Raw genomic sequence first — 14,499 nt, forward strand, 5'->3', positions numbered from 1 at the left:
ATAAATGGTCAATAGAGAATAATTAGTTTTTCCCAAAGACTTTTTTCAACAGTTCAGTCGACTGTTTCACTGGATCTTTACGAATACTGGCTTCTTCCTGAGCGAGATAATAAAATATCCCTTCCATCCCTTGATTGACGACATGGTCGAGTAGGTCGGCTTTAACATTAGGCACAAATGGTAGATCTTTGTATTTGGATATGGCTGTGTCATATGCCGTGATTGCACCGACCTCATTCAGAGACTTTTCAACAATTGGTGCCATTTTAGTTTTTAAACTCGGTGCGGTTTTAGACTTTAAATACTGGGTTGCTGAATCCTTAGGCCCTTTATAGATTTTCTTCACATCATCAAAACTCATCGCTTGGATGGCTTGTAAAAACAGCGCTTCTGCTTGCGGTGTGGCCGCTTCGGCGGCGCGGTTTATTTTAAGTTCTAAATCATCCATATAACGGCCCATACCAAACTGATTTAAAGTTGACTGCACGGTTTTTAATGAGCTCGGTAACGGAATATGAATTTTAGGATCAGTATTAAAACCGTCTTTAAGACTGAGTTTACTGACAACGGTTTCTGAACCTTTGGTGAGAGCTTGTTTAAAAGCTTTTTGTAGTTCGTCGACCGACAGATTATTGGGAAGTGTCGTTGTCGGAGTTTTAACGGCTTCAGAGACCCCCGGAATATTTTTCAATAGGTCAGCACCTTGATCCCACCAACTGGCTTGAGCGCTCACACTGACACTGCTAAGACCAATAATCCCTGAAAAGCTGATGAGAATCGGCACGATAAAGGTGTTTTTAGAGAATTTGTTCATGGGAAGCCTCATATTCGGTAGAGTGCTTAAAGCACGCTTGTTGAAAATTGGTTAGTATTATTTCTATTTGAATAGAATACTTTATTTAAAGCTTTATAAGCAACCAACATTGCATAAAGTCATCTGATTCATTGCACAGCCATTTTTGATTTACAGCAAATTAATGAACGATCTTCTCTTTTTCTTTAAGAGGTCATATCACTGTCACACCACTGAGTTAGCATGGCGTCCTTAACTCAATACGGTGGTACTATGCACGATAAATCAGAAACTAAGCCTCTCTCCAATCACTCTCCTAAAAATTCATTTTTACTTAGTAATGAGTGGCATGCAAAAGTGGTTGGTCTTCTTGCAGGCATACTTATGATCGCTATCTATTTATGGATATCCGTTGGTCTGGTAGAGCTGGTGATATCGCTTTACCATGCGTATGTAGACGGTTGGGCACATGGCGCTGAACAGATGATTAAAGATGTGGTCATCATACTGGCTTCTCTGGAGTTGATCCGAGTACTGCAATCCTATCTAACAATAGGTAGAGTCAAGGTTACCTTTATCATTGATGTCGCATTGGTGGTGCTGATTGGGGAGTTGATTAGTTTTTGGTATCGTGATTTTGATTTAACAGCCATACTCTTGAGTGTCTTTGTGATTACCGTGTTAGTCGCCTTGAGAATCGTCACGAGTAAATATTCGCCAGATTGTCATGAGTCACATAATAAGCCTGAATAGCGAGTTTTAACAGGACTGGAAACATAAAATCGAACCTGTGCATAACGGTCAGGCCTGGTTGGATTCCAAAAACGATCTTAAGTTTTTAAGTCTGCCTTACGATGCTGATTACGCCCCAAAAGCACCAAGCCCAAGCCACCGATCATCAGTGCAGCGGCAATCATAAAGCGCAGTGTAATGGGTTCATCTATTAACCAAACGGCACCAAAAGCAGCTAATAAAGGCACTAATAGTTGAGCGGCTGACGCTAAACTGGAAGAGATTCTGGGCAGGGCTTTATACCAAAGAATATAACCCAAAGAGGAGGTGATGCCTCCAGAGAAGATGGCCATACCGATTCCCGTCGCGGTTAAATGTATGTGCTCGATAAACATTAGGCTTAGCAGACTGGCTAAAGCGACCATCGGTAAGGTGCGGTAAAAATTATAGGCGGTATCTCTCAACGGGCTCAGCGAACGTCGACCATTCAAGCTGTAAAGCGCCCAAGTATAGGCAGAGATGACTACCATCAGCAAACCCCACCAAGAAGGGGTCGTCAGCTTAGGGTAGACTAAATATAAGAGCCCAAGTAAGGCCAAAGCGGCCCCGAACCACTCAGCACCGTGCAATTTCTCGCCATTACGTAGTGCATAACCAATCATGGTCAATTGCACCACCGACGCCAAGAGTAGAGCACCCGTGGCGGTGCTTATTTCGACATAACCGTAAGAGAAGGTGATGGCGTAAACAAACAAAATAAACGCCGCCTTCCAGCTGCCTTTACTCTCACTATTGACCTCCATATTTGGGTTGCCTATTTTGCGCTGAAGAAGTCTCTTTTGCCAACCCATCCAGCTCATCACTAGAAATAGCATGGCTGCGCCAGAGGCAAGTCGCAAATTGGTGAAACTGACGGGATCAATCCAGCCACCATCTAATGCCCAGCGACATAGAATGGCATTGGTGGCAAAAGCGATCATCGCCATTAAGGTTAATAGGGTGGTTTGGGCCAACAGCGCGGGGGTCATAAAAGTCCAATAAGGTGACGGAGGAATTGACTGCAAAATGCTTGTCTATTTGGGACGAGCGGTAGAATAAATAAAGTGTTTTGTAGTGACAATTCTAGCATTTTTGATGAGGATACAGAGGGTTGTTAAAGGAGAATTTATTGGGAGAGTTTTAGCTCGTTCTCCCTATATTTCTAGCCTATGAGCATCAATAATTAAATACATGCCTTGCTCTATCCCGCGATAATAAGTAATGCGAGATAAGGTGTGATATTGAAGATGATAAAAAGTAATTTAAACACACCGAGAAAACTGTACATAACCACGGTGAATTTCTCTCTTGGAATTGGGAACCAGAAGCTCTGAAGACGATAGACTAAATTTGGCGCAAACATAAATAAGCCCGTCCATAAGATGAGGATGCTACCATTGAGAATGCTGCTCCACATAAAGAATTGGGTAAGTGTTTGTAATTCCATATTATCGCCTTTGATTCAGTTCTATAGGAAAATTCCATAAATTATCATATGGCACGACATGTATTTTAACTCGTTGTAACTTAAAAAGTTATTATCCATAATCAATTGAAGGTTGATTGTTGATTTCGGGTGTTTACCGATATTCTATAACCTGTAAAACTCGAAAATTCGGGTTAAGCTCTGACGACCGATTGTAAGCCAATTGTTTGAACCATGCAAAATGCTTAAATAAGGTCTAAAATACCCCTAACCATTTGAGAAGGATATACCATGTCAGACACCGCTGTTAATGTTCAAGCCGTAAAGGATTATTTACTGACCTTGCAAGAGGATATTTGCCGTCAATTGGCTGAAGAAGATGGCTCAATGGAGTTTATCGTTGACGAGTGGCAGCGAGCAGGTGAAGAGGGTGTTATGCGCCTAACAGGCGGTGGTCGTACCCGAGTGATGGAAGGCGGAGAGGTTATTGAAAAGGGCGGGGTTAACTTCTCGCATGTGAGAGGCCAAAACTTACCGCCTTCTGCAACGGCGCATCGTCCTGAATTGGCCGGACGTTCCTTCCAAGCCTTAGGGGTTTCTCTGGTCATTCATCCTCGTAACCCTTACGTACCGACCTCTCATGCTAATGTCCGTCTTTTTATAGCTGAAAAAGAGGGTGAAGCACCGGTTTGGTGGTTTGGCGGCGGATTTGATTTAACCCCTTATTACCCATTTGACGATGATGTTGTACACTGGCATTTACAATCCAAAAGCGCTTGCGCACCTTTTGGAGAAACCATTTATCCAAAATATAAAAAATGGTGCGATGAATATTTTTATCTAAAGCATCGCGATGAAACGCGTGGTGTCGGCGGTTTGTTTTACGATGATTTAAACGCAGAGACATTCGGTTGGGATTTTGATAAATGCTTTAGCTTTATGCAATCGGTTGGTGACCATTTTATTGAAGCCTATCGCCCAATTGTTGCGCGTCGTAAAACCATGGAATATGGCGAACGCCAAAAAGAGTTTCAACTCTATCGTCGAGGTCGTTATGCAGAATTTAACCTGGCGTTTGATCGTGGGACCATTTTTGGGTTACAAACTGGAGGGCGTACTGAGTCTATCTTAATGTCGATGCCGCCCGTCGTGACGTGGAAGTATGATTATCAGCCAGAACCCGGCACAGAAGAGTCTGAAATCTATGGTTTTCTTACCCCTAAAGACTGGTTGACCGAGTTAGGCTAATTGATGGATAAATTACGGGTTGATAAGTGGTTGTGGGCCGCGCGTTTCTTTAGGACACGCGGTGTGGCTTTGGATGCTATTAAAGGTGGAAAAATTGAGTTGAATGGCTCTAAACCAAAACCGAGCAAGACCTTAATGGTGGGTGATAAGCTTAAAATCACTCAAGTGCATCGCAAAAGTGACGTCACGGTGTTAATCGTCAGTGATAAACGTGGCTCTGCCGAGCACGCGCAAACGCTCTATCGGTTAGACAGTGAAGTCTTAAATCAGACGAAACCGACAGCCGATATGACGCTCGTAGGCTATCGCGAAAAAGGTGCAGGCCGCCCCACTAAACGAGATCGACGTAAAATCCACCAATTTTCTGATTTTGAATAATTTGCTTTTTGTCCAACTCGAGCACGAGCGCGTCGCATACGTTATGGTCGCGTTCAGTAATTAACATCACAATACGTCAATATGTTCATCTAAGCTGCTTAAGGAGTTGGTATGAGGCAATACAGCATTATTTATGATTCGCAGCAAGCGGATATTTTTGAATCGGAACTAAAGCCATTGCTGCAGGATTGTGAGTGTGACTTCATCGCTTATGACCCCCAATCTTTACCGAGTTTAGCTGAAAATAGTGACGTTTTGACATGGTTAGCAGATGAAGATCTCTACCATCTCCTGCCAAAAGCGGCTGAACATAAATGGCATATAGGTCTCATTCCCCATTCAGAAATGAAGCGTGCCACTAAGGCTTTTTTTGTGCCTAAAAAAATGCAAGATGCCATCGCAGATTGTATGGCGGTTGAAAATCCTGTTTCAGTCGATTTGATGTATTGCAATGAGGAACTGGTGCTCGGCTCCGTCATGTTCGGTAACCCTAATATAATGGCGCCAGCAGCCCGTATTGAAGAAAGTATCTGGAACAAACTAAAACATTTTGGTTCCTTAGCCATAAATTTAAGTAAATCACATTTATCGCCTTATCGCATAGAAACAGCTAAGCAAACTGTGATCAATACCGCCGCTTTGGGTATTTCTGTTGTTTATCGTCCGAGCAGTAGTGAATTTACAAGACGGGTTGTGGCCGAATCCAAACAAGATGAAGCGAGTTTGCATACGATCATTTTCGCGCCGCGAAGCATCGTAGAGGTTGCGCGCTTTTTATTCGCTAGCATTTTCCCGCAAAAGCCATCAAGTAATTCATTACCTGATTATTTAGGTCATCTCAAAACAGAACAGGTGATCATTAGTGGTCCAACAGCCCTTGATTATAGTATTGATGGAAGGCATTTAAGTGCTGAACAGATTCAGATTTTAATTAAAGAAAATTCATTACTTGTGTTAAGCAGTGGCTTACCAGAAAAGCTCAGTAGTCAGGATCAGAAGGAATCGGTGAGAGTGACTGGCTTGCCTAAAGGTCAAGCGATTGATGAATTAATTAACCGACCCTTACGATGGATTCATCATGCTGATCAAGATGAGGTGAAAGAGACATTTGTTATTTTAAAAGAGAATGCACGTGCTTCAGAAGCCTATTTAGTATTAATGGTATTGTCGACCTTGCTGGCTACGGTTGGTCTGTTTGCTAATTCTGCACCAGTGATTATTGGCGCAATGATTTTAGCCCCCTTAATGGCACCGATTATTTCACTCTCTATGGGGGTATTGCGACAAAACAGTGAACTTGTGACTCAAAGTAGTAAAACCTTGGTCATCGGCATTGCCTTGGCACTTTTCTTTGGGACGCTACTCACTTTAATGATCCCTCTGCAAAGCATTAACCATGAGATTGGGGCTCGACTCAGCCCGACCATTTTAGACCTAGGGGTCGCGATTATTTCTGGGGTTGCGGGTGCTTATGCCAGTGCTCGTTCAGAAGTGGCTAAAAGCTTAGCGGGTGTCGCAATTGCGGTGGCATTGGTCCCGCCGTTGGCCGTGTCCGGCATGGGCATTGGCTGGTTGGATTGGGAAGTGTTTTCAGGCGCTTTCCTCCTGTTCATGACCAACTTGGTTGGTATCATCCTAGCCGCTTCTGCTACTTTTCTGGTCATGGGGTTCAGTCCTTTTCACTTAGCCAAAAAGGGGATGGTGTTGTCGACAGCCTTTGTACTTGTGGTCAGTATTCCTTTGGTCTTGGCCTTTACCAGTATGGTCGATGAACAGCGTATCGTGCATACACTGGAAGGGTGGAAAACCAATGGTATTGAGATTAAAGATGTCAAAATCCGTAGCGGCACTCCCACTTATGTCTCCGTTAAGCTGCTCTCAAATATTTCGTTACAGACGGAACAGATTGATCAAGTCAAACATCAGATGGAAACCTTGCTCGGTCAAAATATACGCCTTGAAGCCACGACGGTGGTTGTTAGGTAAAATCGCACACATTAACAAATTTAACTATAACCAATGAGAGAACGCAATATGAAAAAACTAGTCTTATCAACCATTATTGGATCAGTGGTGGCAGGGCCATCCATCGCTTTAGCAAGTTCTGCTGAAGGTGTTGGCATTGCAGTGAATTATGGTTTGATTTCTGGACCGGCTGTAGAGCTGACTTACCCAATCAACGACTTGTTTCAAATACGTGGCGCTTTATCAGGAGGCATGGGGCTTTCTGAAACCAGTAGCAATACGGACATTATTTATGATGTTAAAGCCGATGGTGGAATTCACCGTTTGAGTATGGATTATCATCCATTTGCAGGGACTTTCTTTATGTCTGCAGGTTATGCTTTTAATGACTTTAAATTGAAAGCGAATGGCTCTAAAACAGGCGTAATTCAGGTGGGTAATGATACCTTTGCGGGCACAGTAAAGGTTAATGGGGCAATGGAGTGGGAGAGCGCACCGATGTTGTCTTTAGGTTGGGGCAACTCACCGGCTGAAGGTTGGGGTGCGATGTTTGAAGTGGGCGCTATTTTCACCGGTACGGCGAAAGTCTCATTAAGCGGTACCTATAATGGCGGACAAAATGATCGTTTGGATGCCGCTTTGAAAGATGAAAAAGCCATACTGGAAAAGGATGTCGGTAATTACAATTTCCTGCCAGTCTTACAAGCGGGTGTGACTTACCGTTTTTAAGGAAGGATTGTAAATCACGATGTTACTTAACATCGTGATTTACAGACATAAAAAAGCCCGCAATTGCGGGCTTTTTTATGGGATATTCATCCCTTCAAAACAAGGCTTATTCCGCCATTGCTGTACGTTTTTTAGTAATGAGAGCTTGAATGATTGGTGTCATCATTAGATCCATTACTTCTACCATATGTTCTCCACCACAAACTAAAGTATCAGGTCTTTGTAAGAAAGCCCCTGGAATTTTTGCTTTGACGGCTTCCATGTCAACGTCCTGGTGACGAACATGACAGATGATTAATGAATCTTCTGGTGCAGGACCCATAGGCGCATCTTCAGACATCGTTGAAAACGGATCAGAGGTATCAATTAACGGTACACGGTGGAAGTTGATGTGTGTACGGTGGAACTGAGGCACGATGGTTTCAATATAGTCAGGCATACGCTCAAGAATCGTATCGCGAACTTGCTGCACTGAATAAGGGCGTTCAGAAGTATCACGGTAGATTTTTTGCATCCACTCGATGTTGATGGATGGGGCGACACCGATACCTAAATCAACATATTGTGCAACGTTATGCATACCTTCGGCTGGACCGTGATCCATACGCTTAACCATGCCGTGTAGACCTTCGTAGAAAAGAACGTCTGTTCCTTCAGGAATAGGCTCCCAAGGCGTGAACTCACCAGAAGTGAAGTTAGTACCTAAACGAGCGTTATGCTCATCAGCTTCTTCATCACTATGGATGTAATAACGTTGTTTACCGGTAGCTTTTTCTTTATATTCTTTGAATAAAGCTTGTAGTTGATCAAATTCATTCGCGTATTCAGAGAAATGAGTCAGTGCAGCGCCACCGTTTTCTTTAGAAGCGGCTACTTTTGCTTTCATTTCTGTACGACTGTACTTGTGATAGCTATCCCCTTCAACGATCGCAACATTTAAGTTTTCACGCTCGAAGATTTTTTCTACGGCACGTTTTACAAAAGATGTTCCGGCACCAGAAGAGCCCGTTACGGTAACAATAGGGTGTTGTACTGACATAAATGTCTCCTAATAATTTTAAAACAACCAGGCCTGGTCATTTTCATAATTTAAATTTAATAAACGTTTTAATGGACGGTATTAGAAACTAAAACCATCCAAAATTCAAAATTTGTTGTGAGAACCGTGATTTATACGTCTAGGTTTTCTACTTGCAGCGCATTCGATTCAATAAAGTTACGACGTGGTTCAACCTCATCTCCCATCAAAGTGGTGAAGACTTGGTCGGCGGTAATCGCATCACGAATCGTCACTTGTAATAGACGACGTGCTTCAGCATTCATCGTGGTTTCCCAGAGTTGCTCTGGGTTCATTTCCCCAAGACCTTTATAACGCTGAATATTTTGACCGCGTTTGGCTTCACCAAATAACCACTCAATGGCTTCTTTAAAGGTTGAAACGGATTGTCTTTTTTCGCCACGTTGAATCGCTGAAGAAGCAGTTAATAAACCGAGCAGTGATTGGCCAAAAGAAGCGATTTGTGCAAAATCTTTAGATTCAAAGAAATCTGCATCAAACACTTTAGCGCTTAAGGTGCCATGTTCACGTTGTTGTAGACGAATTTGAAATTTACCTTTACTGTCCAATTCCGCCGCAGGTTCTGCTGTTAATTGATACTCAATTTTATGCAATTCACCATGCGCATTAAGTTGCGGCATAAAGTCTTTGATCCAAGCATTTAAGCCATCAATATCATTCAATAACTCAAGCGTAATAGGAGGATGATCAATCATCATCTCTAAGAAAGTTGGGTTATAACGACGACTCAATCGACGTAAGACATGCTGAGTTTTAAAGTGATCTTTAGAAAGGTTTTCTAAAGCGACACCTTGAATACTAGGTGCGCCATCTTCCGTCCACAAGGCTGCACCATCAATGGCACTTTGTAGCAAATAACTCTCTAATTCTGAATCATCCTTTAGATAGGTTTCTTGTTTGCCTTTTTTGACTTTGTATAAAGGCGGTTGAGCAATGTAGATATAGCCTTTTTCAACGAGTTCAGGGTATTGACGGTAAAAGAAGGTCAATAGTAACGTACGAATGTGCGAACCATCGACATCGGCATCGGTCATGATAATGATGCGATGGTAACGTAGTTTTTCAATATTATATTCTTCTGCAATTCCGCACCCTAAAGCGGTAATTAAAGTACCGACTTCTGCAGACGCTAGCATCTTATCAAAACGAGCTTTTTCAACGTTGAGGATCTTACCTTTTAAGGGCAAAATTGCCTGTGTGCGACGATCACGACCCTGCTTGGCCGAGCCCCCCGCAGAGTCACCCTCCACCAGGTACAGTTCAGATAGCGCGGGATCTTTTTCTTGGCAATCCGCCAATTTACCTGGCAGACCTGCAATGTCCAAAGCGCCTTTACGACGTGTCATTTCACGGGCTTTACGCGCTGCTTCACGGGCACGTGCCGCATCAACAATTTTTGCAAAAACCGCTTGCGCATCTTTCGGGTTTTCTAATAAGAACTCCGAAAGTTTCTCATTCATGGCGGTTTCAACCGCCGTTTTCACTTCAGATGAGACCAACTTATCTTTGGTCTGTGAAGAGAATTTAGGATCAGGTACTTTAACGGAGATAACGGCCGCTAACCCTTCACGCGCATCATCACCGGAAACATTGATTTTGTACTTTTTAGCCAACCCAGAACTTTCAGCATAGGCATTCATCGAGCGCGTTAAAGCCGCACGGAAACCTGACATATGAGTTCCGCCATCACGCTGTGGAATATTATTGGTAAAACAGAAGATAGATTCTTTATAAGCTTCAGACCATTGCATCGCTACTTCAACGGTAATATCGTCTTTCACTGTCGAGAAATAGAAGGCTTTTTCATGAATCAATGGCTTATTGGTATTGATATAGTCAACGAACGCTTTAATTCCACCCTCAAACTGGAAGGTCTCACTACGACCGTCGCGTTTATCGTTTAATTCAATATGCACGCCAGAGTTCAAGAAAGAGAGCTCTCTTAAACGCTTTAGCAGGTAATCAAAACTGAATTCAACTTGAGTAAACGTATCAGTACTCGGCAAGAAGCGAATTTCTGTTCCGGTTTCATCGGTATCTTCTACCGCGAGCATTGGCGCATCTGGTACACCATGGGTGTAGGACTGCTTCCAAACATGGCCTTCACGTTTGATGATTAAATCAAGCTTGGAAGAGAGGGCATTAACAACTGAAACCCCCACACCGTGTAAACCACCAGAAACCTTATACGAGTTATCATCAAACTTACCGCCGGCATGCAGTACCGTCATGATGACTTCTGCCGCGGAAACGCCTTCCTCTTCATGGATTCCGACCGGAATACCACGGCCGTTATCCGTGACAGAAACAGAACCGTCAGTATGGATTGTGACAACCACTTTGTCACAGTGACCGGCTAGAGCTTCATCGATACCATTGTCTACCACCTCGAAAACCATGTGGTGTAGACCTGAACCATCATCAGTATCCCCAATGTACATACCAGGGCGTTTGCGAACAGCATCCAGGCCTTTTAAAACCTTGATGGAGGAGGAGTCGTAGGTTGATTCTTCAGACATAAATTTAGTTTCTTTTAGTTACAAAATTAGTCCGATGATTTTACCATAATTTAACGGTAAATGTACGTCCTAAATATAGACAATATAACCCTGTTAAATCATATAGTTACATTCATAAAAAACCGTGTTATTTAATTTTTGGCTAGGCCTTAAAAATCTCAGCTTTTAGAGCAGTTGATTTGGCAGCTTAAGGGTGTTGTTTTTACTTATAAAAATTCAATTAAAATAAGAGGTTTTATAAGGTACGAAGATATACTGAATTAGGATAATTAATGACATCAAAATGCGATGAGGCATGTATTCAAAATTTAAGTGTGGGGGCACATGTCCAAATAACGGCATAAAGGAAGAGTCAAAATGGGTATGTTAATGAAGACGGTCGAGGTGCTTAAAGAGCTAAGAGAGATGGAAAAAAAATTCCAATATTTATATCCTGATATATGGTTTTTTTTGAGACGAATGTAGCAGGATTTTCACCCTTGGTGAACACACGAGAAGGGGATTATGCCTATCATGTTGAGGTGGATTTACCGGGTGTGCAGAAAAAAGATATCAATGTGGAAGTTAAAGATAATCGTCTTATGATTTCTGGAGAGCGTAAATCTAAAAAAGAGGTTAAAGAGGTGGGGTATTATCGCTCAGAAAGCAGCTATGGCAAGTTTGAACGGGGTTTTGCTTTACCTGAAGGGGTGGACAGTGAAAATGTTAAAGCCAGTTGTGAAGAGGGTGTTTTAGAAGTGACTCTACCCAAACTGATGATGGATAAAAATAAGAAATCTAAGCAGATTAAAGTGACATAAATAATGTTCATTATTCCCAATAAAAAAAGCTACATTGCGGTCTTTTTTATTGGGAGTAATCAATCAGTTGTTTATCCAAACATCCAACTGGTCGGATTAGGCACTGGTTGTTTTTTATTCAGATACTTCAAGCCTTTGACACAGCGAATAATCAACCAAATGATATAGAATAAAATCATCAACCAACCAATTAAAATTATGGTTAATAACCCACCAATGAACATATACAGCAAGCCAATCCAGAAGGTACGGATTTGGAACTGATAGTGTGATTGTAGAAAGTTATCTTCTTCATTTTTATTGATATAAGCCATAATCAGGCCGATTAAAGCACCAAATGGAATAATAAAGTTCAGTAGGTACAAGACATAAATAATGGTGGCAGCTGTGGTCGAAACTTTGGGTGCGCTTGGCTTTACTGGCTCTGCTTGTGATGGTTGTAGTGGATGTGTACTTTCTATTGGGTCTGACATAGCGATCCTCTATTATCGTATTTGTTGCGATAGATCTGTTTTTAATAAAATGAAACATGATTTTTAATCTAATGCTTATGAGTATAGCGAATCAGGTACATCCCGCGCATCAAAATTATTGATATTGAATCAAATTTCATCAACTGACCCTGCGCTCACATAATTTTATAAAGCCACAGGGCATGCAAGGCCTGGTCAGTTGATAAAACTGATTTTAGGACTGTAAGCTAAGTTGGCCTGAATCAATCGTCCAGACTCTGGTGGTCTCAGGATTGAGTATCGGAATTAAGGACGCTGAGGTGCTGGTGATGACGTGTTGGATATTGAGAATCTGTAACAGTTCTAATAGTTTTCGACGATGGGTTTCATCCAACTCGGCAGGCAGGTCGTCAATCAACATAATGACCGGTTCTTGTAATACCTTTTCATGCAAACTAGCTTGGGCGAGCAGTAAGGCACAGACAAATAATTTTTGCTGGCCGCGGGACAAGGTATTCAGAGCCTCTTGTGTTCCAAACTTAAAGCGAATATCAGCACGATGGGCGCCATATTGCGTGTGACCTAAATGCGACTCTTTTTGATAGCTGTCGGCATATAATGCCAGCAAATCTTCGGTGGCTTTTGGCCAGCCTGCACGATATTGGCACACCACCTCTTCTTTAATCTCGGGCATTAAGGCTTGGCAAAACGTGATTAAGTATGGGGTTAGCCTTTCCAGATAGCGTTGACGAATGAGATCAATCTTAAGGGCATTCTCAACCAGGGTTTGATCCCACAGTTGCACTTGCACTTTTGGCAAGTGCCTTTTAAGCGCATAATTCCGCTGTTTAAGGCCTCGTTGATAATGACGCCATAAGGGCATAAATTCTGGGGACTGATGGAAGCAGCCCCAGTCCATAAATTGACGACGGGCTTTTGGGCCCTCTTCTAGCAATTTATGACTTTCAGGGGTGAGCAGTTGTACCGGGAGGAGTTGCGCCAGTGCCGCTTGTGATTTAAGCGTTTCACCATCTAAACGTAATAACGTTTGCGTCAGGCTTTTTTGTAATCCTAAACGGTGCATTTTATGACGAGAGTGACTGGAAGTCACTTCGGCAAAAAGGGTGGAAGATTCAAAATCTCGCTGAATCAAATGCTGACTTTTGGCTGTTCTAAAAGAACGACCTGTGGCGAGGACCCAAATAGCTTCAATCAATGAGGTTTTACCAGCCGCATTATCACCGATAATTAAATTCAGACCCGCACTGAGATCACAGTGAAGATGGCCACAGTTACGAAAATTCTGAATGGAAATTTGGTTAATTTGAGTCATCGGAGGACCTTAGCTACGGCCCCAAGTATGGTGGGCTTCGACATGTTTTAAACTAATCGGTTCTTGATGGATCATCACATCAATATGCTCAAAACTGGCTTTAAGCGCCAAGGTGACTTGTTCAGTAATTTCATGGCTTTCTGCTAAAGTCAGTTCGTCATCGAGTTCTAAATCAAACTGGATAAAACGGTTCGGCCCTGATTGGTAAGTACGCAAATCGTTAAAGCCTCTAACATTGGGGGTTTCCAAAATAATCGCCTGAATTTGTAAACGCATTTCATCAGGTAGCTCACGGTCTAACAGTTGATTCGCGGCCTCTTTGGCAATGAGTACAGCACTGCGAAATATCCATAGGGCAATCGCAAGTGCCAGTAAAGGATCAAGCCATTGAATGTGACTTAACCATAACCCCAAAATAACCAGGATATTTGCCAACAGATCAGAAACATAATGGAGGGAGTCAGCTCGAATAGCGGTCGAATTAGTGTGCCTAATCACATAGTATTGAAATGCGATGAGTCCCAGTGTCATCAACAGTGAAAAACTCATAATGATTAAGCCCGTTTCAACCTCCAAAGTCGCTTGTGGGTGCAGCATTCTGTCGAGGGCATAAAGGACTAAATAACCTGCTGAACCTACGATAAATACACTCTGCGCTAAGGCCGCTAGAGGCTCGGCTTTACCGTGTCCAAAACGATGTTCAGTATCAGCAGGAGTCTGCGCGATTTGCACGGCAATCGCAATCATGACCGAAGCGATAATATCAACAAAAGAGTCGAGTAACGAGGCCAAAATACTTAGCGAGCCAGTCTGCCACCAGGCAATCACTTTTAAGATAAACAATGTCGTTGCGATAAACACCGAAGCATAGGTGGCTAAGCGAACAAGTTTGGCTTTATTCATAAGAAAACAGGCTAAGTAGAGTCAAGAGAAAGGCCTAAAGTAGCAAGGCAAGAAAGTATAAAAAATATTGAACAGAAAGAAAAAACTAGAACGAGATTAGTTTG

The 14,499-nt window shown here is 42.5% G+C and carries 14 protein-coding genes; 6 read left to right on the plus strand and 8 right to left on the minus strand.

Going from position 1 to position 14,499, the window contains the following annotated elements:
- Window positions 1-22 precede the first annotated feature (22 nt).
- Window positions 23-814 (minus strand): DUF4197 domain-containing protein, encoded by a 792-nt coding sequence (locus tag F612_RS0111110; protein ID WP_019557847.1) that lies wholly within the window; start codon window positions 812-814, stop codon window positions 23-25.
- A gap of 222 nt (window positions 815-1,036) precedes the next feature.
- Between F612_RS0111110 and F612_RS0111115 the strand changes: the two genes are divergently transcribed.
- Window positions 1,037-1,546 carry a phosphate-starvation-inducible PsiE family protein gene (locus tag F612_RS0111115; protein ID WP_019557848.1) on the plus strand — a complete coding sequence of 170 codons (510 nt, stop codon included), beginning with the start codon at window positions 1,037-1,039 and terminating at the stop codon, window positions 1,544-1,546.
- A gap of 77 nt (window positions 1,547-1,623) precedes the next feature.
- Here the strand turns inward: F612_RS0111115 and F612_RS0111120 are convergent, their stop codons facing one another.
- A complete protein-coding gene (locus F612_RS0111120) occupies window positions 1,624-2,553 on the minus strand; it encodes a DMT family transporter (protein WP_019557849.1) in 930 nt (309 codons plus the stop codon).
- Between the two features lie 212 nt (window positions 2,554-2,765).
- Window positions 2,766-3,011, minus strand: coding sequence for a DUF6868 family protein (locus F612_RS0111125; protein ID WP_019557850.1), 246 nt, complete (start codon window positions 3,009-3,011; stop codon window positions 2,766-2,768).
- 270 nt (window positions 3,012-3,281) lie between these two features.
- Between F612_RS0111125 and hemF the strand changes: the two genes are divergently transcribed.
- The 4 genes from hemF to F612_RS0111145 all read left to right on the plus strand — a co-directional run bounded on the left by hemF (window position 3,282) and on the right by F612_RS0111145 (window position 7,310).
- Window positions 3,282-4,238 carry an oxygen-dependent coproporphyrinogen oxidase gene (gene hemF / locus F612_RS0111130; protein WP_019557851.1) on the plus strand — a complete coding sequence of 319 codons (957 nt, stop codon included), beginning with the start codon at window positions 3,282-3,284 and terminating at the stop codon, window positions 4,236-4,238.
- 3 nt (window positions 4,239-4,241) lie between these two features.
- Window positions 4,242-4,616: an RNA-binding S4 domain-containing protein gene (locus tag F612_RS0111135; RefSeq protein WP_019557852.1), complete on the plus strand. Its 375-nt coding sequence runs from the start codon at window positions 4,242-4,244 to the stop codon at window positions 4,614-4,616.
- Window positions 4,617-4,727: 111 nt separating this feature from the next.
- The gene (locus tag F612_RS0111140) at window positions 4,728-6,602 is read left to right on the plus strand and encodes a TIGR00341 family protein (protein WP_019557853.1); all 1,875 of its coding nucleotides are present in this window, start codon (window positions 4,728-4,730) and stop codon (window positions 6,600-6,602) included.
- A gap of 48 nt (window positions 6,603-6,650) precedes the next feature.
- A complete protein-coding gene (locus F612_RS0111145; protein WP_019557854.1) occupies window positions 6,651-7,310 on the plus strand; it encodes a hypothetical protein in 660 nt (219 codons plus the stop codon).
- Window positions 7,311-7,416: 106 nt separating this feature from the next.
- Here the strand turns inward: F612_RS0111145 and F612_RS0111150 are convergent, their stop codons facing one another.
- Both F612_RS0111150 and gyrB read right to left on the minus strand, forming a co-directional pair.
- Window positions 7,417-8,349, minus strand: coding sequence for a phosphoribulokinase (locus F612_RS0111150; RefSeq protein ID WP_019557855.1), 933 nt, complete (start codon window positions 8,347-8,349; stop codon window positions 7,417-7,419).
- A gap of 131 nt (window positions 8,350-8,480) precedes the next feature.
- Complete coding sequence (gyrB, locus tag F612_RS0111155) at window positions 8,481-10,907, minus strand: DNA topoisomerase (ATP-hydrolyzing) subunit B (protein WP_019557856.1); 2,427 nt, start codon at window positions 10,905-10,907, stop codon at window positions 8,481-8,483.
- A gap of 482 nt (window positions 10,908-11,389) precedes the next feature.
- On the opposite strand from gyrB, the gene F612_RS12790 reads away from it, so the two are divergent.
- A complete protein-coding gene (locus F612_RS12790; RefSeq protein ID WP_245539541.1) occupies window positions 11,390-11,707 on the plus strand; it encodes an Hsp20/alpha crystallin family protein in 318 nt (105 codons plus the stop codon).
- Window positions 11,708-11,778: 71 nt separating this feature from the next.
- On the opposite strand, the gene F612_RS0111165 is transcribed toward F612_RS12790, so the two are convergent.
- The 3 genes from F612_RS0111165 to F612_RS0111175 form a co-directional block, all read right to left on the minus strand.
- Window positions 11,779-12,180, minus strand: coding sequence for a DUF4870 family protein (locus F612_RS0111165; RefSeq protein WP_019557859.1), 402 nt, complete (start codon window positions 12,178-12,180; stop codon window positions 11,779-11,781).
- A gap of 214 nt (window positions 12,181-12,394) precedes the next feature.
- Window positions 12,395-13,492: a DNA replication/repair protein RecF gene (gene recF / locus F612_RS0111170; protein ID WP_019557860.1), complete on the minus strand. Its 1,098-nt coding sequence runs from the start codon at window positions 13,490-13,492 to the stop codon at window positions 12,395-12,397.
- A gap of 9 nt (window positions 13,493-13,501) precedes the next feature.
- Window positions 13,502-14,395: a cation diffusion facilitator family transporter gene (locus F612_RS0111175; RefSeq protein WP_019557861.1), complete on the minus strand. Its 894-nt coding sequence runs from the start codon at window positions 14,393-14,395 to the stop codon at window positions 13,502-13,504.
- Window positions 14,396-14,499: the final 104 nt, after the last annotated feature.

Origin of the sequence: Thiomicrorhabdus arctica DSM 13458, assembly GCF_000381085.1 — a bacterium.
GTDB classification, from domain to species: domain Bacteria; phylum Pseudomonadota; class Gammaproteobacteria; order Thiomicrospirales; family Thiomicrospiraceae; genus Thiomicrorhabdus; species Thiomicrorhabdus arctica.